The sequence below is a fragment of the Aequorivita flava genome (genome assembly GCF_038742595.1).
Classification (GTDB): Bacteria; Bacteroidota; Bacteroidia; order Flavobacteriales; family Flavobacteriaceae; genus Aequorivita; species Aequorivita marisscotiae.
Window position 1 is genome coordinate 309,500 of record NZ_JBANCF010000001.1, and the last position, 18,891, is coordinate 328,390.

Genomic DNA, 18,891 nt, shown 5'->3' on the forward strand with positions numbered 1-18,891 from the left:
GTTAAATAAACCGATTTTAGAAATGCGACCACTTACCTTGGTATTTCAATAGATTGGCTAATAATATCTATCACCGTTTCGGGCGTCATTCCTTCCATTTCTCGCTCGGGAGATAGAATTAATCTATGCCGAAGTACAGGCGCTAACGTCTTTTTTACATCATCTGGTGTTACAAAATCGCGACCATTAATAGCTGCGTATGCTTTTGATGCATTCATAATAGCAAGTGAAGCTCGCGGTGATCCTCCCAAAAATAGGTGCGGATGATTTCTGGTTTTATCTACCAATTGGGCGATGTATGTAAATATTTTTTCTTCAATTATAACTTCTTGTACCTGGGCTCGGAAAGTTCGTAATGTTTCAGGTGTTAAAACTCCTTCAATTGAACTTTCGGCGTTTATTTGTTTCCGCTCGTGATGGGTTTTTAAAATAGTTATTTCATCTTCCAAAGTAGGGTAGCCCACTTTTATTTTAAATAGAAAGCGGTCTAATTGCGCTTCCGGTAAAGCGTACGTACCTTCCTGTTCTACGGGGTTTTGAGTTGCCAATACAATAAACGGGTATGCCATTGTGTGTTGCGTGCCGTCCATAGTTATTTGTCGTTCTTCCATAACCTCAAACAATGCGGCTTGTGTTTTGGCGGGCGCTCTGTTTATTTCATCAATTAGAATAACGTTCGAAAATATCGGACCTTTTTTAAATTCAAATTCCGAAGTTTTCATATTTAAAATTGAAGTTCCCAATACATCACTTGGCATTAAATCTGGCGTAAATTGAATTCGGCTAAAATCTGTTTTCAGTGTTTTTGCGAATAATTTGGCGGTAATAGTTTTAGCAATGCCCGGGACTCCTTCAATTAGTACATGGCCATTTGCCAACAAGCTTACAATTAACAGTTCAATAAAGTCTTCCTGCCCGATAATAATTTTGGAAAGTTGTGCTTTAATATTGGCTACGGCATCCTTAAGCCCGTCTAAGGGAATGCGATTATTAAAATGTAAATCGTTATTGTCTTTTTCAGGGTTTTCCATCGGTTTTCTTTTTAAATTCTTTAATTTCTTGGTAGAGCTTTAGCAATTCCTCTTGGGTAGTAAAACGTTTATTTTGTAAATGTTCAATAAAAGTAAACAGGTTTAATGTTTCCTGTTGGGTATTGCCACTTCGTTCGGCAACAGCTTTATAAAAGCGGTCGTTAAGCGTTTCTGTAGGTACGCGTAAACGGGTCCGGATATATTCCAAAAATAGGGCTATTTGCTTTTCTGCAACTAATTTATATTCTTTCTTATCTAAATACATGCCTGCAATAGTACGAGTATATTGGTACGTTTTATTTGCTAACGGCTGCACAATTGGAATGCTTCGTTGTTTTCTTTTTCCTTCAAAAATCACAAATAACAACACGCCAAGTAACGCAAAATAATACGCCCATTTAAAATTTTTGTTATTTAATAAAACCCGCAGCGGCGAAATATAAACACGTTTACCCGTTTTGTAATAATTATCCCAATAAATTTTATTAGTACTATTTAAATATGAAAAAACCTGAGCGGTGTGGACTGCATTTTCTTCTGAAAGAATAAAGAAATTTGAAAAAATTTCGGGTTGTAAATGAAGAAAAATTTCACCTTTACCAATGGGAGCTTTTATGAAATTAACACGCGGCTCCTGCATTTTAACCGAATCGATAAAACTTGCGGAAACTCCCAAAACCGTTTGTGAAAGGGTATCTATTTCAGAAAAATAGTTAATAGCAAAATCTTTTTTAAGATGAAATGGTTTTTGTGTAGCGAACTTTTTGTTAACCAATTTTACCAATGGCTGGGTAGCTATTTTCTGGATATTTACCGCGGTTTCAGTTTTTAAATGAAGGGTGTCCAATAAATTTTCACCCAAATAATTTGCCGAAATAAACGCTGTGTTTCCAATTTTTACCCACGCAAGTAGCGAATCGAGTTCAACCTGGTCAAAAGTTAGCCTGTTATTTATAAAAAGGTAAGTGCCTTTTAAATTATGCTCCTGAAAAACCTCAAATGGCGGAGCGTTTTTTTCAACAAAATTTTTGCCGTAGGTTTCTTGCAATAAATCGTGCAAAACATAGGTGCCAAGCGGAATTTTATCTTCTTTACTATAACTTGGAAACCAATTTACAGGATGTTTTTTTGTAGCTTCCATATACACCAGCCCTGCCAGTACGAACAGAAAAACCAAAAGAAATATTTTTTGAAGTCTAGTCAATGCTTTCTGGTATTTGGTTCTCTAGTGAAACAAAGGTTTTTTGAGCTTTCAGGTAATTTTCTTCGGTTACTGCAAAATTTCCGTACCAAATATAATCGTATAGGAGGGTGGCTTTTTTAAATCCAAAGTTTATTTCTTCCGAAGTTATTTCGGCAAAATACTCGCTATTGGTTTTATCGAATTCATAATTTATAAGCTCGGCTTCGGTGAGTTTCTTCAAAATTAGGAGATAATAATAGCGCACGGCCAGCCTGTAATTTTTATCTGCCAATGCTTTTTCAATAAGTTGTTTTATGTTTTTACTCTTTATTATTTTTTCTTCTTCTGAAAGAAAAACATCTGGTTTTTCTTTAGATTTAAAAAAGGAAGCGCCGGGATTTAGTTTATAAAACAACCAAATAACAAAAACTACGATGGCAAAAATAATTAGATAGGGGAGCATATGTACTAAAAACGAAACAAAACCGCCAGCTTCAAAATCGCCAACCAACCACTTCCAAAATTTTAACCATAATTGCCAAATCCAGCTTTTAAACTGCGTCCACCAGTTTTCCGAGGCTATTTGTTCAGTATAGTCAAACGTGCTTTCGCTTTTGTACTTTTCAATAATTTCACTACTAAAAATTGGCGGTTTTAAGTTTTCAGTAGTGTCGTAATGTATTTCCTTCTCAATTTTCTGGGAAACACTGTCCTGCACAATTGGCGCAGCTTGACTAAAAATAGCAAACAGCAAACAGAGAAAGATGAATACCGGTTTATACATATTTATTGATTGTTCGCCCCGAGTGAATCAATAGCTTCTATTGTGCCGGTAAAGTTCTTTTTTTCATTTAAATTGAAATAAATAAATGCCGAGCAAATTACAATTATTGTGTAAAGCAAATATTGAAAAACCATACCAACGGTGGAAAGTGAAAGATAGACCCAATCAAACATTACTGATGGATCGGCAGAAATTTCTTGGCTACCGGTAAAGGCTTTTATAAAAAAATAAATGTATTGCGGCACCTGAAAAATTATGTTTATAAAATAATATAGAAGTCCTGTAACAAACAGTGTGGCAAACGTGGCCCACCATTCGCCCTTTACCAAATCAAAACAGTAGCTAATGGTGTCTATTACCGATCGGTTTTCAAAAACTACAACGGCATACGCGATTGACAGGACGATGCCTAGATATATTCCCGGAATTACACAGAACATTGCGCCCACAAAAATAATGATGGCCACTAGGAAGCTGGTTCCGATTAAACTCCAAAAATCGTCTTTTACGCCTTGTATAACTTCCGCTTTATTCACTATCCCGCCGTTTTTTATATACGATTTTATAAAGTGAAGCACCACTCCGTTAAGCAAGGCATAATATACCAGACCGGCCACGATTACTACCAATAATGACAAGATTACGTTTGTTGAAAAATTATCAATGGCGTCCACAGTTTCAATTATTCCGAATCCGCCTACAAAAGATTGTAGATAGAAAATAAAACCGATAAGCAAGATAAGTAGTGCAGGGCCTGCAATTTTGAGAATTAATTCAAAAAGCAATTTCCAATTTAAACGAATAAATTTGAAAATATCTGTTAGAATGCTTCCCAGCTCGCGTTGTTTTTTAAAATTTATTGAATTGTTCATGTTCATTATTCGGCCTTAATATGTTGTAAAGTATATTTTTTCAAATTTTTTTAAATGAAGGGGTCGTGGTCTTTTTTAAATCTTTTTGCAGTTTTAAAGGGTATATTATGTAGTAATAAATAATTAAAAATAAGGAACTACCAATTATAAAAATGGCCAACCAATCTGGCATTTCGGTATGGCGGGTTACAAAACCTTCCAAAAATCCGGCAATTATAAAAAATGGCACGGTGCTCAATAATATTTTAAGTCCGTCCTTCGCCCCGCGAACAAATGATTGTATGCGCGTATATGTACCGGGAAACAGAATGCTATTGCCCAAAACCAGTCCTGCACAGGCTGCAATTATTATTACTGAAATTTCAATAGTACCGTGGATCCAGATGGTTCTTGCCGACTCCCAAAGCAATCCTTTTTCAAAAAAGAAATATTGAAATGAGCCAAGCATAATGGCGTTGCGCATAATAATGTAAATAGTTCCAAGGCTTAAAAACATCCCGAAAACGAAGGCATATAGCGCTACTTTAATATTATTGATTGTAATACCGAGAAACATATTTAAGGCGCCCATTTGCTTATAGACGGCCATGGGGTCGCCTTTATCAATATTTGCCAAGGTCATATTAACATAACCATCGCCTAAAATTAGCCGTACAAAGTTTCCGTCTGTCGCAGCCGAATAGGCGCCAATAACTGTAAAAAGAACAAAAACAATACTCGCAATAAGTAGCTGTTTGTGGTATTGCGAAAAGAAAAGCGGAAATTCCCGTGTATAAAAAGTAATAAAACGAGTTCGAGACTCGCGTTTGGTTTTATATATTTTTTGATGCGCTAAAATGGAAAGCCCATTTAGGTATTTTAACGTATTGCTATTTGGGTAGAAAGTCTGGGCATAACTAAGGTGATCAGTAACTTCTATGTAAAGTGAACTCAAATCATCCGGGTTCATTTGAACATTATTCCTCAGAACATTTTCAAACTTTAACCATTTATCCTTATTTTGCTTCGCAAAAGCAGCTTCGCGCATATTGTGCAGTACTTTTGTTCAAAGAAACATATTTAATGGATAATTTTCAAATAGAAACTGCCCAAAATGTAAACATTCTTCAAAATGTTGCGGGCGTTGGAGATCGTATTTTGGCGTATTTACTGGACAGTTTAATCATGGGTTTTTATGTTTTTGTAATTATCTTACTTTTTTCCAGTGTACACTTAACCGATGATTATTTTATGGTCGTTGGGCTCACAATCGGGCTTCCGTTATTTTTGTATCATTTATTATGGGAAATGCTCTGGAACGGGCAAAGTCCCGGAAAAGCTGTAATGAATTTACGCGTGGTAAAAACCGATGGTTCCAAACCGGCCTTTTCTAATTATTTATTGCGATGGTTATTGCGAGTTATTGATATAACCGCTACCAGCGGTGGGCTTGCTCTTGTTACAATTCTTTTAAATGGAAAGGGACAACGCTTGGGTGATATGGCTGCGCTTACAACGGTTATTACAGAAAAACAGATAGTTAATTTTTCACAAACTATTGTAACCGATATTCCAGAAAATTATCAGCCAACCTATCCCCAAGTCACTGTGTTTAGCGATGCTGAAATGCAGAAAATAAAAAATATTTTTATGGAAGCTCGTCAACACGGAAACCACCACGTAATTTTAAAATTGGCAGATAAAGTATCTAGCGTAATGACAGTGAAGTTAGAAGATACGCCCTTAAAATTTCTGGATACGGTAATAAAAGATTATAACCATTTTACACAAAACATGTGAAGCTTATATTACTAATAGATATTTTAGGGACTATTGCATTCGCCATTTCAGGAGTGCTTACTGCAATTAATAAACGATTGGATCCTTTCGGCATATTAATAATCGCCTTTGTGGCGGCAATAGGTGGCGGGACCTTGCGCGATATTTTAATAGGCGCAAATGTGGCGTGGATGCGTGATTTAACGTATGTGTACGTTATTTTTGGTTCTACAATTTTTACGGTCGTTTTCAGAAAAAGATTGGAGTACATTCGTCGGTCATTATTATTATTTGACACGATTGGGATTACATTTTATACCATAGTTGGTGTAGAGAAGGGGATTGCTGCGGGTTTTGAACCAATTATTTGTATTGCTTTGGGAACAATAACCGCTTGCTTTGGGGGTGTAATTCGTGATATACTTTGTAATGAAATCCCGATCATCTTTAGAAAGGAAATTTATGCAACGGCTTGTATTTTAGGTGCATCGGCGTATTTTTTACTTTTGAACACTACTATACCGCTCGATTTTATCGTTATAATATCTGGCTCTGTAATCTTTATAGTTCGTCTGCTGGCTGTTTATTTTAATCTTTCCTTACCAACTATTTACAGGAAGGATGAGTTGGAATAAAGTCGATAGATTTAGAAGTCATTATAATAATTGTACATCAAAGTTTATTGACTGAAATTCATACTACTACTACTAATCCAAATTTATAGATATTGGATTGTGATACTATAAAACTAACAAACCTATATATCAGCGTGCCCGAAGGTTTTAAATATTTATAAAACGTCTTCGGGCTGGATGTTCGACCCCGTTGGGGTCGTATTTTCCTGTTGTTGATTTTGTTATAAATATGAAATCCCTTCGGGATTTGGACAAAATGGGTTATTTTTAAATAGATAAATTTAAAACGATGAGCGTCGGCACATTTTCTCAAATTTATATTCAAGTTGTTTTTGCGGTTAAAGGTAGGAATAGCCTCATTCTGCCAGCTTGGGAGGACGAACTTTATAAATACATTACGGGCACGGTTCAAAACAAAAACCAAAAAATGCTGGCGATAAATGGAGTTCACGATCATATACATTTTTTAATTGGAATGAAACCCTCCTGTTGCTTGTCAGATTTGGTTCGAGAGGTAAAAAAATCTTCAAATAAATTTATGAATGAAAAAAAGTTTATGAACTATAAATTTGAATGGCAGGTAGGATTTGGTGCTTTCTCATATAGTCATTCTGTATTAGATAATGTAATTGGTTATATTCAAAATCAAAAGGAACACCACAAAAAGCAATCGTTTAAAGAAGAATATACTTTGTTTTTGAAAAAGTTTAATGTTGAATTCAAAGAAGATTATCTTTTTGAATGGATTGAATAACTAACCCGAAGGGTTTAAATATTTATAAAACTTCTTCGGGATGGATGTTCGACCCCATTGGGGTCGTATTTTCCTGTTGTTGATTTTACTATAAATATGAAATCCTTTCGGGATTATTCCAAAACCTTTGCACTAATATAAATATTGTTCAACGGCCAATCACCATCGTCAGCTTTTACTTTTGAAATTTCCTCCACCACGTCCATTCCTTTGATTACCTTGCCGAAGATTGTATATTTTCCGTTTAAATGTGTAGTCGAGGATTTTGGACCGAGGAAGATAAAAAACTCATAAGGAGCCGTTCTATGGTCAGGGTTTTCACGATATTCTTTAGCGCCGGAAACCGTACCGTATTCGTGCACACGCCCGGGGATTATTTCTGCAGGAAGCAGATATTCCTTGCCAAGTTCTGCGCGCTTTTTTTGTGTAGATGAGAGATCGCTATTTCCTGCCTGTATTATAAAGTTTGGAACGACCCTATGGAAAAATGTTTCGTTAAAATACTGCTGCTTCACTAAATATATAAAGTTGGCGCGGTGCAACGGCGTGTCTTTAAAGAGTTCAATTTCTATGTCGCCAAAACGGGTAGTAATTAAAACTTTGGTTTCCGGATTATTTTTTCCGTATTCGGTTAAAAACGGAACCACATTTTCATTAGTGATTTCAGGATATTCCGGTTCAGCCTTTTTTTCAACTTCAATTTCAACTTCATCTTCATTTTGGATTTCGTTTTGGATTTCATTTTCATTTTGGGAAGCCTTTTTCTTATCTTCACAGCTTCCAAAGAACAATACAATTCCGAAACAATACACAAATAATTTTCTCATAAATGAATTTTAAGGATTTTGAAAAACGGATTGTAAAAGTAACAAAATTGGAACTTCCGGGCGAATTGGTTCAATTTAAAATGGCGCCCATGGAGCGTTTGCAAGAAATGAAACGAGTTGCGAAAAATAGTGATTCCGCAAAGCGCGCCGGGGTAATGTCGCTTTTTTATCCTTCCGAAAATTTAGAAACAAGGCTCATTTTAATTCTTCGTAAAACATACAAAGGTGTACATTCTGCGCAGGTTGGATTTCCAGGGGGAAAGTTAGAAAAGGAGGATAAAAGTATTCAGGATGCCGCTTTGCGCGAAACGGAAGAGGAGGTAGGAGTGTCTAGAAACACTATTGCCGTATTAAAACAACTTACCGAAATTTACATTCCGCCCAGCAACTATTTTGTTCAGCCATTTTTAGGGATAACCACCGAGCAACCAAGGTTTGTGCCCCAAGAAGAAGAGGTTGAAGCATTAATTGAAGTAAGTTTACAAGATTTTATGGACGATTTTAATGTAACCACCCAAACCATAACTACTTCATATGCAGTAAATCTTGAAGTTCCCGCTTTTAAATTAAACGGATATGTAGTTTGGGGGGCTACAGCAATGATGCTCAACGAAGTGCGCGAATTGCTTAAAAAAGTTCTGTAATAGCTTATTTTAGTATATTTGTGGACGAATAAATTTGAAATTTTAAGTTTGAGAGGAAAAATTAAAAACGGTATCTTTAATAATTTCAAACAAATTTCTACCTACCGAAAACTGACCATTGAATATTGAAAACTGACCACTAAAGAATGAGTCTCTTTAAGAAAAACACATTTGGGCATTCCCTATTTTTAAAACTCTGGTTAATACGGATTGCTGGTTTATTAACCCACAGAAGGTTTAAAGGGTTTAACGACTTGCAAATACACGGAAGTGAAATTATAAAAACGCTTCCCGAAAAAAATGTGCTTTTTGTAAGTAATCACCAAACTTATTTTGCAGATGTAGCCGCCATGCTTCACGTTTTTAACGCTAGCTTAAGTGGGCGGGAAGACAGTATAAAAAATGTTGGTTATTTGTGGAAACCAAAATTAAACATCTATTTTGTTGCGGCCAAAGAAACTATGAAAGCTGGGCTCTTACCTAAAATTTTGGCTTATGCTGGTTCTATAAGTATAGAGCGTACTTGGCGCGAAAAAGGAAAAGAAGTAAACAAGCAGGTGAAAATGAGTGATGTGAGCAACATTACAAAGGCTTTAAATGATGGATGGGTTATCACTTTCCCGCAAGGAACTACGAAACCTTGGAAACCCATTAGACGCGGAACAGCACATATTATTAAAAAGAATAAACCATTGGTTGTTCCCATTGTAATTGATGGTTTTAGAAGGTCGTTTGATAAAAAGGGGCTACGCATAAAAAAGCGCGGCATCTTGCAGACTATGGAAATAAAACCTCCATTAGAGATTGATTATGAAAACGATTCTATGGAAAAAATCGTTGAGCAATTAGAATATGCTATTGAGCAACATCCGTCTTTTTTAAAAGTAATTCCTTCTTCTGTTTTAAAAAGCGAAGAAGAACTCAATAAAGAACGACAGTGGCGTTATTAATAATCCGTTTAGTTTTATAATGTCGTTTGAGCAAAATCTTGATTAATCATTGTACTGCAATAAGTTAGGGTTTTTTTACAGTTCTATTTTCTCTAATTCCTTATAATTTTTATGAAGTCTTCGTAGTAAGATACCATAAACTATTCGGTAAAATAATAGCACCAATACAACCATTACGATTCCGAAGAGTATTTGGATAGCAAAAAACATACTCATAAATTTTTCCTGTGAAATTTGAGCTACGCCAAAATCCTCCCCCATATACCTAAAAACTAAATCTTGGTTTAAATAATAATAAAAGTTTATACCTATTATTAAAACTATGCTGGCGGTTACATTGTAAACCACAAAATATTTTACAGTTTTCCGAACTCGCAAAATATTCTGCATTAAATCTTTTACGGAATCTGTAGTTGAAATTTTGCGATAGTTTCTATAAAAGAGAAAAATGAATACCACAAAAACAGAATAATTAATAATATTAACGATAATTAAAACATCGTGTAGCCCAATATCGTCTGTAAATTTTGAACTCGATTCGGGTACCAATAGCGCTAAACAGGTCCAAAATATTATTTCGGCAATACTGATATAAAATATCCATTTAACAATTGAGGAAGACTTCTTCAGCAGCATACTGTAGATGTCTTTATAGGTTAGCTTCGGTAACTCTTGCTCCGTGCTCTGCCATTGTTTTTTTAGTAATTCTAATTGATCCATAGTGGGTTACGGATTTAAAATAGTTCGTAATTTTTCCTTTATTCTGTTCATTTTTACACGTGCATTTACTTCGGTTATACCTAAAGTTTCAGAAATTTCTCTATAATTTTTGTCTTCCAAATAAAGAAAAACCAAGGCTTTGTCAATGTCATTTAAATTTTTAACCGCGCGGTACATTAATTTAAGTTGTTGTTCTGTAGTATCGTCGTAGGGTATAGCAGAAATTTTAAAACTAACTCCTTCAAAATCCTGTGTTTTAATTGTGCGTTTCGATTTTCGGTATAGGGTAATCGCGGTATTCAGTGCCACACGGTACATCCAAGTACTAAACTTAGCATCGCCTCTAAATTTGGGGTATGCGCGCCATAATTGTATGGTTATTTCTTGAAACAGGTCGTTATGTGCGTCCTGATCATTTGTGTATAACCTACAGATTTTATGTACAATGTTTTGGTTCTCCTCCAATTGGGTTACAAAACTATGTTCAAGTTCTTTGTTCAATGGTTTTTTTGTTGCTATTTAATTAGTGCTTATTTACAGAAGTTTGTTACAAAAATCCTAAAAAATACCCTAACTTCACTCAGGATGAGTAACTTTATAGAAATTTAAATAGCATGAATATTCCCGAAACTAACCTACCGCGAATAGTAGTGATAGGGGGCGGATTTGCTGGCATTTCTTTTATAAAAAAGCTTCGCAAGGCAAAGGTTCAAATTGTACTTTTTGACCGACATAATTACCACACTTTCCAACCTTTACTTTATCAGGTCTCTACTGCGGGGCTCGAGCCCGATTCAATAGCCTATCCGCTTCGTAAGATTTTTAGAAATAACTTCGATTTTCACTTTCGAATGGCGGAAGTTGAAAATATTAATTCAGAAACCAATATCATTTCTACTTCTATTGGCAGCCTGCATTTTGATTATTTAGTAATTGCAACAGGAACGCGTACAAATTTCTTTGGCAATGAAAATATTGCCCAAAACAGTATGCCAATGAAAACAGTGCCACAAGCGCTTAATATTCGAAGTTTAATGCTTCAAAATATAGAGAAAGCAGATATCACCGCCGATGAAAGAGAAAGAAAACGGCTTTTAAATTTTGTTATTGCCGGGGCTGGTCCAACTGGCGTAGAATTAGCCGGGGCATTGGCCGAATTTAGAAAAGGAATTCTAGAACATGATTATCCCGAACTGGATGAGGACGAAATGTTCGTGCACCTTATTGAAGGTCAAGACAGAGTACTACCCCCCATGAGCGAAGAGGTTTCTGCAAAGGCGCACAAATTTCTCGAAAAACTCGGCGTGCAAATTCATCTAAAAACTTTTATAAGCGATTATGACGGCCAAACCGTTACAACTAAAGATGGCAACAAGCTCGAAACGGCTACTTTTATCTGGGCAGCTGGTGTTACTGGAGCACCCGTTCAGGGTATAAAAGGCGAAGCATTTGTAGAAAGAGCCAATCGTTATCGCGTAGACGAATTCAACAAAATAATGGGATATAAAAATATCTTCGCTTTGGGAGATATAGCTCTAATGGAAACCGAGGAATATCCAAAAGGCCATCCGCAGGTTGCGCAGCCCGCGATACAGCAGGGAAAACATTTAGGTAAAAACTTTAATAAAATGCTCAAAGACAATAAAATGGAACCCTTTAAATATTTTGATAAAGGAACCATGGCTACCGTTGGTAGAAATAAAGCGGTGGTAGATATTGGAAAATTGCATTTTGGCGGAGCGATTGCCTGGTTTTTATGGATGTTTGTACACCTTTGGTTTTTAGTGGGATTTAGAAATAGAGTGGTAACATTTTTTAATTGGACTTACAGTTACATAAATTACGATCGAGCAGCACGATTAATAATCAGACCTTTTAAACAAAACAATACATAACTTCAATTTGAAAAAAGTATAGATAACCACTATTTACAGGGTAAAAAAAATTTATTGCATCTTTACCGAAATTGGCCCGCCGTGAGAAACCCAACCGCCGCCAATTTCATCAATGTTTACATCCAGCTTATCGGAAGTTTCGATTTTGGTTAAATTAACTTTTAGCGATTCATAGGCGTCTATTTTTTTTAAGTTTACATTTAATCCGTCACTGGTGTTTATGTCAACTAGCCGAACGTCCATTACATTGCTTGCCGGTAGCGCCACTGTTTTTTCCTTTGAATTGGCATAAGCTGACGGAAAGACATTAAAATCTTTTGCAACATTTATAGTTAAACAAATGGCAATAATGGTTAAAACTGTTTTGGTGTAATTGTCTGTTTTCATATTATGAGAATTTAAAAATTACTTATGTGAAATTTAGAAACGAGCACTAAAGTTAGTTATTTTTTTAAGTAGGTAACCAATTCAATTTCTTCGCTTTTGCCCCGTAGTTTTTCTTTTCCCAGCTCTTTTTTCACCACGCCTTTGGGTAGTTTGTAGGCAATATCTGCAAACTGTTTTGAAGCTAATATTTCAACATCCAGTTCGTTACACATTGTCTGAATGCGCGATGTAGTGTTTAAAACATCGCCCGAAAAAGCAATGTCGCGTTTTATCTGTCCTATTTCTCCAACCATTACGGTTCCGTAATGTAGGCCAACCTTAAACTCAGGAATTATGCCATATCGTTTTAAGTATTTAGGTGTTTTATAGGCAATTATTTTTTTCATACTATAGAAACATTGCACGGCATTTCCGTGTTTAAGACCCCATTTCATTTTCCAAGACACAACTACTTCGTCCCCGACATATTGATAAACTTCACCTCGGGTTTGTACAATTGCGGGCGCTATATGTCTAAAAAAATCCTTCAAAAAATTAAAATATTTTTCTTCGCCCAAACTTTCGGCAATACCCGTGGCATTTTTAATATCTGCAAACATAAAAATTCGGCGTTCGTGCTTGGGTCTAAAATATTTTCCCAAGAGATAATCGGGAAAAACCCCTGGGCCATATTTATCGTTGACCATTAAAACAATTAAGGTTACCAAAACGATAAAAAGCCAAATAACGTAATTTTTTATAAACAACCAGGAACCGAAGAAAAAGAGTGTTTCCTGAAGTACTTGAAACGTATAAAAAGGAACGCCTAAATCGCTGCTTTTAATGTATAATGCGCCAAGAGAGCCCACAAGAAAGGCGGTTATTGTATACGCAATTATTAAATAGAGTAGGGCTTTCCAAAAAACCAAACGCCGAAGCCAGCGTTCCATCAGGTTTACCGTTACTATGCCCCCAATGAGACCTGCGGAAACAGCAACTATTAAGTTGGCCATTACTGCCGAATATAAATCGTAGCTAGAACTTAGTACACCGTTACTTTTTAGCGTAATAAATTCATAAAAAAACATCACATTCGAGATTAGGACCCAAGTTAGTAAAATCCAAAAAGCGCGGCGGGTATAAAACCAAAGCTGACGCTTTGTGTACCTTGCAAAATGCGGTTTAATAGCCATTAACAGTTTTTGTATTTATCGTGAAGCCCAACCCCTTTTTTAATCATGGGAATACTTTTTTGTAATCTACTTTGTTGCGTTGCTTCACGTTTTGCCTCAGCTATATATTGCGAATACTCACGTTGTTTGCCGGGCGTAAGTTTTTGAAAATTTGCTTTCAAGGTAGCATCATTTTCAAAAGCGTTTTTTAGAATTTCAGGAATTACAACACTTTTTCCACGCACTGGCTTTACTTCCTTGCCAGCTTTTGAATTGGCAATGGCTTCTTCTACATATTCCAAAACAATTTTGGAATCTATCGTGTCGTCCGGTTCAATGCGCCATTGCCGAAGGGCTTTGGTTACGCCTTCTTGCGCATTAATTAATTTATGGTGTGGATCTTTCAAAAACACCCCTTGATGAAACCACAGTGCCATGTGGTTTTTAAATTCGGCCATTCCAACTATCAATTTACCGTTAAGCGTATATGTTGGTTTGCCCCACTTTAGCTTTTCTTTAAGTTCCGTTTTTAACATAATTTCACGAAGCTATTGCAGTTTTTCTTTCCATTGGGATTGCTTTTTAAAGAAGGCATCAACTTTTTCTAAATTGGTCATTTGGTGTTTATTTTTTCCGAAGATACAATTTACTGCTTTCTTTTATTAATAGTGAAATCTTAAAGTTTAGTACAGTTGGGCATTAAAATTTTACAGTTCGGTTTCTTTTTTTCTGAAATTTTAAGCCGAAACTCAATCTTTGACCTGAAAATATAAATCAACCTATTTTATGAAAATTGCAATTATCACTTTTATATTTCTTGCTTTTCCCAGTATATTTTTTGGACAAAGCCTTATTTCGGGAACCGTTTTAGATTCAAAAGGAACGCCAATTTTTGGTGCGAACGTTTATTTGGAAGGTGCGTACGATGGCAACACTACTGACGAGCATGGTAAATTTATCTTTGAAACTTTCGAAACGGGCGTACAAACCTTGGCTGTTTCATATATATCATTTGAAGCTTCAAAAACAATAAGCGACGTTTCAAAAATGCAGGATCTTAAAATAATACTCCGCGAGGACGTTAATTCTTTAGAAACCGTAACTATTTCGGCAGGCTCCTTTTCGGCGGGGGATAACAGCAAAATTTCGGTTTTAAAACCTTTAGACATTGTAACTACGGCAAATGCCTTGGGCGATTTTGTAGGAGCATTGCAAACGCTGCCCGGAACTGCGACCGTTGCAGAAGATGGCCGACTCTTTGTTCGTGGGGGCGATGCAGACGAAACTCAAATTTTTATTGACGGAATTCGCGTTTTCACCCCCTATTCGCCAACCACAAACAACGTTCCTACACGCGGTCGCTACAGTCCTTTTTTGTTTGATGGTATCTCCTTTTCTACCGGTGGGTATTCTGCTGAATACGGGCAGGCACTTTCCTCGGTTTTACTTTTAAATACCATTGACGAACCTGCGCAAGAAAAAACAGATATTTCTATTATGACTGTGGGTGGTGGATTGGGCCATACCGAAAAGTGGAAGAATAGTTCGTTAAGCCTGAATGCCACATATATAAATATGGCGCCTTATATGGCAGTCTTTCCCGATAGAAATGATTGGACCAAACCTTTTAAAACCACTGCAGGTGAAGCCGTTTTTCGGCAGCGAATAGGCGATGGGCTTTTAAAAATTTACGGCGCTTTTGATGCTTCCAATTTTGAACTTACACAAGAAGATATCAATAACCCAATGGGCACACGATTTAAACTGAACAATAAAAACTTTTATACGAATGCCAGTTATTCTAAAATGTTAAACAATAATTGGACAATTTTTGGCGGAGGAAGTTATACCCTCGGAAATACTAAACTTGGCATTGATGAAACTGCCATTAAAGATGTTGAAAACTCAGCCCACATAAAATTGAAATTAAAAAAACGCTTCAACAACCGCTTTATCTTGAATTTTGGTGCCGAACAACTTACGACCGATTTTAACGAAAACTATAAGGTGACAGATTTTGATACAAAAGTAGGTTTTAACAATACTATTTGGGCGGCTTTTACCGAAGCCGATATTATTTTTTCGCGAAAGCTTGCATTAAAACTGGGACTTCGAGGGGAATATAGCAATTTGTTCAAAGAATATACCGTATCGCCACGTGCATCTTTTGCCTTTAAAACCGGTAAAAACAGCCAGCTTTCCTTGGCCTACGGCGATTTCTTTCAGCAACCTGAGAGCGAGGTGTTAAAATTTGATCATTCACTAAAAGCGCAGCATACCCAGCACTATATTTTGAATTATCAATACGCCGCAAAAAACAGAATCTTTCGAGCAGAAATTTATAGGAAACAATACGATAAGCTTGTAACCTACAATGACGAATTTCCTGATAACAATAGCACTTTTAAAAGTGATGGGAACGGGTATGCGCAAGGGCTGGACTTATTTTGGCGCGATAATGAAAGTTTAAACAATATAGATTATTGGGTGAGCTATTCATATTTAGATACCCAGCGTAAATATAAAAATTACCCCGTTAAAGCTACGCCCAACTTCGCAAATACCCATAACCTTTCGGTCGTGGCAAAATACTGGATAAACAATTGGAAAAGTCAAATAGGTTTTAGTTATCAATACGGTAGTGGTCGGTCATACACAGATTTAAACACATCTGGTTTTCTTCAAAATAAGACTAAGAGTTATAACAGTCTAAGTTTAAACTGGGCGTATTTAATATCGCAGCAACAAATACTTTACGTGTCGGTAAACAATGTTTTGGCCACTAAGAATGTAAATGGCTACCAATATGCAAATACCCCGGATGCCAACGGAACTTTTGCAAGGAGGGAATTACTGCCAGCGGCAGACCAATTCTTTTTTGTTGGCTTTTTCTGGACCATTAGTGATGACGGAAAAGACAATCAGTTAGATAATTTATAATTGGTACAATTCAGCCGTGAAATATGACAGTTCGGTTTTTCAATTTTTGAAAACTAACAATTCTAAAGGAAATTTGAACTCAATAGTAACAAGTAAAACCAAAGCCATGTTAGGAATTCTTTTAAAAAAACGAAATAGAGGAAAGACTTTAAAAGTCTTGCTTTTAACAAGTGTCCTTCTTTTAATAGGAGGGATAATTATGCTTCTATTTTAAAACTAAACTAATAGTCAACAAATTAAATCTAGAAATTATGCAAAATGTAGTTACTTATTTACTTATCTTTTTTACGACCTTGATAGTGCAAGGACAAACAGATGTTGCAGTTAATCAAGCTGTTTCACCAACCAAATACCAGCAAGGTATGCGAAAAGCTTTTCAGCTTTGGCAGGAAAACAATTCGTGGGAAGCGGCCAACGTGTTTGAACGCATTGCAGTGGCAGAGCCCGACAACTGGTTGCCGCCTTATTATGTGGCGCAAATAAATGTAATAAACAGCTTTACTGAAAAAGATGGAACCAAACTAAAAGCTCAATTAGATAAGGCGCAAAATTTTATAAATGATGCTACCGCAATTTCTAAAGACAATCCGGATTTACTGGTTTTACAAGCGCAGTTATACACAGCTTGGATTGTTTTTGACGGACAAAAATACGGCATGAAATATTCGGCAAAAGCTTCCGAATTATACGGTAAAGCATTAGCACTGGCGCCCGATAACCCGCGTATTATATTGGCAAAGGCCGAATGGGATATGGGCGGCGCAAGGTATTTTGGCCAATCGTTAGAACCATATTGTAAAGACATTCAACGGGCGATAGATCTTTTTGCTACCTTTAAACCTGCGGGCGAATTCTACCCTTCGTACGGGGCCGAACGGGCTAAGCAAGTTAAAGCTGAAAGTTGTAACTAACACTATATACTACAAATACACGAATACTTTTACCACCTATTCGTGTATTTGCAGTTAAAAAAAGAAAAATTATAATGCGAATTTTAAAAGACCTGGGTAAAGCATTTTCCGTTGGATCGTTAGTATTTATTATACTTGGCGTAATTCAATACATAAATGGCTACGAGTTTACGAGCACTGCAGAATTAATAAAATTATTTCTTTACAATCAATTGTACGCTGTGGTGTTATATATGGCGAATGCGCGCTATTTTGGATTTTTACTGAAAAAGTTTCCAGGTGAAGTATTTAAAGCAAAGAATCTTTTAAAGGGAATTTTCGGTGGAATTATTGTTACCCTTTTGGGCATCTTTTTTATTCGCATATTAACGGAAGTAATTCTGGAGGGACGCAACTTTTCAGCATTTATTGCTGCAGAAAAAATGCAGTACTATTATATATCATTTATTATTTCGGTAGTAGTTACGGCGTTGTTTTACACCTTTTATTATTACAGAAACAAACAACAAACCATTGTTACCCAACAAAAGATTATCGCTGGAACGGCTTCGGCCAAATTTGATGCGCTTAAAAATCAATTAGATCCACATTTTCTTTTTAACAGTTTAAATGTACTAACCAGTTTAATTGAAGAAAATCCGGAGGCTGCAACGCGGTTTACTACTTCGCTATCAAAGGTGTATCGTTATGTTTTGGAGCAAAAAAGTAAGGAACTGGTAACCCTGGAGGAAGAATTGAATTTTGCTAAACTTTATATGTCGCTTTTAGCTGTTCGGTTTGAAGACAGCATTGTTTTCTCTGTGCCCGAACACTTAGATAATCCACAGGCTAAAGTAGTGCCGTTGTCGCTTCAGCTTTTGTTGGAAAACGCGGTAAAGCACAATCAGGTTATGCCTTCAAAAAAACTATTTATTACCATTACCGAAGAAAACGGTAGTTTAATTGTAGCTAATAACAGCCAGCCAAAACAGGTTTTAAAAGAAAGCACTGGCGTTGGTTTGCGAAACATTCGCGATAGATATTCGCTCTTAACCGAGCGTCCGGTTACAATAAATACAGACCATAAGGAATTTCGTATTTCAATCCCTATTTTGGGAGAAAACATTAAAATTATGAACTCATCAGATACTTTTATTTCAGAAAAAAAATACAGGCTTGCCAAAAAGCAGGTTGAAAAATTGAAAGGTTTTTATTTGCACTTAACAATTTACCTACTCTTCGTTCCAGTTTTTATATACTTAAATTATATATCGAGAGCTGGATTTCCGTGGGCGTTGTTCCCTATTTGTGGTTGGGGGTTCGGAATCTTGGGCCATGCATCCGAAACCTTTAATTACAATCCATTTTTCGGAAGAAATTGGGAAGAACGAAAGATTCGCGAATTAATGGATAAAGATGAATAAATTACAATTCGTCCCGCAAATCTGACGATTGGGTGGCTATCTTTTT

20 protein-coding genes are annotated in these 18,891 nt (G+C 36.2%); 9 read left to right on the forward strand and 11 right to left on the reverse strand.

The window, feature by feature from the left end:
• Positions 1 to 32: 32 nt before the first annotated feature.
• The 5 genes from VZD24_RS01535 to VZD24_RS01555 are packed head-to-tail and all read right to left on the reverse strand — an operon-like array spanning position 33 to position 4,897.
• A complete protein-coding gene (locus VZD24_RS01535) occupies positions 33 to 1,031 on the reverse strand; it encodes an AAA family ATPase (protein WP_342686517.1) in 999 nt (332 codons plus the stop codon).
• Positions 1,018 to 2,208: a DUF4350 domain-containing protein gene (locus VZD24_RS01540; RefSeq protein WP_342688753.1), complete on the reverse strand. Its 1,191-nt coding sequence runs from the start codon at positions 2,206 to 2,208 to the stop codon at positions 1,018 to 1,020. Before VZD24_RS01540 ends, VZD24_RS01535 begins: the two co-directional genes overlap by 14 nt.
• A gap of 19 nt (positions 2,209 to 2,227) precedes the next feature.
• A complete protein-coding gene (locus tag VZD24_RS01545; RefSeq protein ID WP_279447725.1) occupies positions 2,228 to 2,998 on the reverse strand; it encodes a DUF4129 domain-containing protein in 771 nt (256 codons plus the stop codon).
• A 2-nt stretch (positions 2,999 to 3,000) separates the two neighbouring features.
• On the reverse strand, positions 3,001 to 3,870 hold the full coding sequence (locus VZD24_RS01550; RefSeq protein WP_279447726.1) for a YciC family protein: 870 nt from the start codon (positions 3,868 to 3,870) through the stop codon (positions 3,001 to 3,003).
• Positions 3,871 to 3,910: 40 nt separating this feature from the next.
• The gene (locus VZD24_RS01555; protein WP_279447727.1) at positions 3,911 to 4,897 is read right to left on the reverse strand and encodes a stage II sporulation protein M; all 987 of its coding nucleotides are present in this window, start codon (positions 4,895 to 4,897) and stop codon (positions 3,911 to 3,913) included.
• Positions 4,898 to 4,932: 35 nt separating this feature from the next.
• On the opposite strand from VZD24_RS01555, the gene VZD24_RS01560 reads away from it, so the two are divergent.
• From VZD24_RS01560 to tnpA, 3 genes are all read left to right on the forward strand, one after another.
• Positions 4,933 to 5,649 carry an RDD family protein gene (locus tag VZD24_RS01560; RefSeq protein WP_342686515.1) on the forward strand — a complete coding sequence of 239 codons (717 nt, stop codon included), beginning with the start codon at positions 4,933 to 4,935 and terminating at the stop codon, positions 5,647 to 5,649.
• The gene (locus tag VZD24_RS01565; protein WP_279447729.1) at positions 5,646 to 6,263 is read left to right on the forward strand and encodes a trimeric intracellular cation channel family protein; all 618 of its coding nucleotides are present in this window, start codon (positions 5,646 to 5,648) and stop codon (positions 6,261 to 6,263) included. Before VZD24_RS01560 ends, VZD24_RS01565 begins: the two co-directional genes overlap by 4 nt.
• A 289-nt stretch (positions 6,264 to 6,552) precedes the next feature.
• Positions 6,553 to 7,017 (forward strand): IS200/IS605 family transposase, encoded by a 465-nt coding sequence (gene tnpA, locus VZD24_RS01570; RefSeq protein WP_342686514.1) that lies wholly within the window; start codon positions 6,553 to 6,555, stop codon positions 7,015 to 7,017.
• A gap of 113 nt (positions 7,018 to 7,130) precedes the next feature.
• On the opposite strand, the gene VZD24_RS01575 is transcribed toward tnpA, so the two are convergent.
• Positions 7,131 to 7,844, reverse strand: a complete 714-nt coding sequence (locus VZD24_RS01575) for a peptidylprolyl isomerase (protein WP_342686512.1) — start codon at positions 7,842 to 7,844, stop codon at positions 7,131 to 7,133.
• 2 nt (positions 7,845 to 7,846) lie between these two features.
• On the opposite strand from VZD24_RS01575, the gene VZD24_RS01580 reads away from it, so the two are divergent.
• Entirely contained in the window at positions 7,847 to 8,488 is a 642-nt protein-coding gene (locus VZD24_RS01580; RefSeq protein WP_342686511.1) for an NUDIX hydrolase, read from the forward strand.
• A 146-nt stretch (positions 8,489 to 8,634) separates the two neighbouring features.
• On the forward strand, positions 8,635 to 9,438 hold the full coding sequence (locus VZD24_RS01585; RefSeq protein WP_279447733.1) for a lysophospholipid acyltransferase family protein: 804 nt from the start codon (positions 8,635 to 8,637) through the stop codon (positions 9,436 to 9,438).
• A gap of 75 nt (positions 9,439 to 9,513) precedes the next feature.
• Here VZD24_RS01585 and VZD24_RS01590 read toward each other — a convergent pair whose 3' ends face one another.
• Together VZD24_RS01590 and VZD24_RS01595 are read right to left on the reverse strand one after the other, a co-directional pair.
• Positions 9,514 to 10,158 carry a DUF8845 family protein gene (locus VZD24_RS01590; protein WP_279447734.1) on the reverse strand — a complete coding sequence of 215 codons (645 nt, stop codon included), beginning with the start codon at positions 10,156 to 10,158 and terminating at the stop codon, positions 9,514 to 9,516.
• A 6-nt stretch (positions 10,159 to 10,164) separates the two neighbouring features.
• Entirely contained in the window at positions 10,165 to 10,659 is a 495-nt protein-coding gene (locus tag VZD24_RS01595; protein WP_279447735.1) for an RNA polymerase sigma factor, read from the reverse strand.
• A 113-nt stretch (positions 10,660 to 10,772) separates the two neighbouring features.
• On the opposite strand from VZD24_RS01595, the gene VZD24_RS01600 reads away from it, so the two are divergent.
• Entirely contained in the window at positions 10,773 to 12,053 is a 1,281-nt protein-coding gene (locus VZD24_RS01600) for an NAD(P)/FAD-dependent oxidoreductase (protein ID WP_279447736.1), read from the forward strand.
• Between the two features lie 51 nt (positions 12,054 to 12,104).
• Here the strand turns inward: VZD24_RS01600 and VZD24_RS01605 are convergent, their stop codons facing one another.
• The 3 genes from VZD24_RS01605 to VZD24_RS01615 all read right to left on the reverse strand — a co-directional run bounded on the left by VZD24_RS01605 (position 12,105) and on the right by VZD24_RS01615 (position 14,127).
• The gene (locus tag VZD24_RS01605; RefSeq protein ID WP_279447737.1) at positions 12,105 to 12,440 is read right to left on the reverse strand and encodes a hypothetical protein; all 336 of its coding nucleotides are present in this window, start codon (positions 12,438 to 12,440) and stop codon (positions 12,105 to 12,107) included.
• A 56-nt stretch (positions 12,441 to 12,496) separates the two neighbouring features.
• The gene (locus VZD24_RS01610; protein ID WP_279447738.1) at positions 12,497 to 13,507 is read right to left on the reverse strand and encodes an adenylate/guanylate cyclase domain-containing protein; all 1,011 of its coding nucleotides are present in this window, start codon (positions 13,505 to 13,507) and stop codon (positions 12,497 to 12,499) included.
• 104 nt (positions 13,508 to 13,611) lie between these two features.
• On the reverse strand, positions 13,612 to 14,127 hold the full coding sequence (locus VZD24_RS01615; RefSeq protein ID WP_342686509.1) for a YdeI/OmpD-associated family protein: 516 nt from the start codon (positions 14,125 to 14,127) through the stop codon (positions 13,612 to 13,614).
• Positions 14,128 to 14,377: 250 nt separating this feature from the next.
• On the opposite strand from VZD24_RS01615, the gene VZD24_RS01620 reads away from it, so the two are divergent.
• The 3 genes from VZD24_RS01620 (at position 14,378) to VZD24_RS01630 (ending at position 18,845) form a co-directional block, all read left to right on the forward strand.
• Positions 14,378 to 16,531, forward strand: a complete 2,154-nt coding sequence (locus VZD24_RS01620; RefSeq protein WP_342686508.1) for a TonB-dependent receptor — start codon at positions 14,378 to 14,380, stop codon at positions 16,529 to 16,531.
• Between the two features lie 251 nt (positions 16,532 to 16,782).
• The gene (locus tag VZD24_RS01625; RefSeq protein WP_279447741.1) at positions 16,783 to 17,442 is read left to right on the forward strand and encodes a tetratricopeptide repeat protein; all 660 of its coding nucleotides are present in this window, start codon (positions 16,783 to 16,785) and stop codon (positions 17,440 to 17,442) included.
• Between the two features lie 74 nt (positions 17,443 to 17,516).
• On the forward strand, positions 17,517 to 18,845 hold the full coding sequence (locus VZD24_RS01630) for a 2TM domain-containing protein (RefSeq protein ID WP_342686507.1): 1,329 nt from the start codon (positions 17,517 to 17,519) through the stop codon (positions 18,843 to 18,845).
• The last annotated feature ends 46 nt before the right edge of the window (positions 18,846 to 18,891 follow it).